2 protein-coding genes are annotated in these 908 nt (G+C 66.4%); one reads left to right on the forward strand and one right to left on the reverse strand.

The window, feature by feature from the left end; translation table 11 throughout:
* The coding region (locus tag AC1D00_RS43085; protein ID WP_477014917.1) for an urease accessory protein UreF at nucleotides 1-713 on the reverse strand (713 nt) is incomplete at its 3' end.
* Here AC1D00_RS43085 and AC1D00_RS43090 point away from each other — a divergent pair.
* A partial coding sequence (locus tag AC1D00_RS43090) for a hypothetical protein (RefSeq protein WP_477014918.1) occupies nucleotides 706-908 on the forward strand: 203 nt, incomplete at its 3' end. The two genes, AC1D00_RS43085 and AC1D00_RS43090, sit on opposite strands and share 8 nt — an antisense overlap.

Here is a 908-nt window from a genome sequence, read left to right on the forward strand (position 1 = left end):
CGCGTATACTGCGCCTCGTGCCGCAGACTGGCGAGGTCTGCGCGAAACGTCGCGCTGCCGAGATCGTCCAGCGTTGCACTCAGCGCACGATTGGCGGTCGCGGCAACCGCTGCTTCCAGCCGCACCAGCACGCGCTGGCTGTCGGTCTGGCCGAGCGGAATGAGGCGACTGGCCGCGGAAATCCAGTTCGAGACCACAGCGTGCAGGAAGGCGTGCAGCGTCGGCGCCAGCGGAACGCCGTGCATCGCGGCGACCACGCCGACCGCGACGGGGTAGACCAATGGCGTGCCGCATGCCGCAACCATGGCATCCAGTCCCTCCGCATCCCACGCGGCGCGGGCGATGTCGATGAAGGCGCGGCCCTGCGACGTCGTCTCGAGCTGCCGCTCACGCGACGGCACAAACGCCGCGGCGAGCTCAGCGATGTCGCGCAAGGCGGTCTCCTCGCCCGCTTCAGTGGCGCGATAAGCCTGGACCAGGAACGTCGCATCGCAGAAGCCCGAACCGTCGCCGAGCATCGCATCGAGCCAGTCGGCGAGCGTCGCCGTGTCGGTGATATCGCCAGCCTCGACCGCCCATTCGATCCCGCTGGAATAGGAGAAGCCGCCGACGGGAAACGCCGGCGACAGCCAGGTCATCAGCCGGTACAGCGCCGCCGCCTCGCGCGCGGCGAGGTCACCGGCATTGACCGGCTCATTTGTGGTCATGAGCATGCTTGTGGCCGTGGTGGTGGTCGGGATGGTCGCAATGYTCGTCGTGATGATGGTGATCGTGCCCATGGTCATGCGCGGCATGGTCATGGGCATGGTGATCGTGGCCATGATGATCATGGCCGTGGTGGTCATGATGATGGTCGCCATGATCGTGATGGTGATGGCCGTGATCATGATGCGCATGGTCATCGTGGC

Source organism: Bradyrhizobium sp. P2_E8, assembly GCF_056403875.1.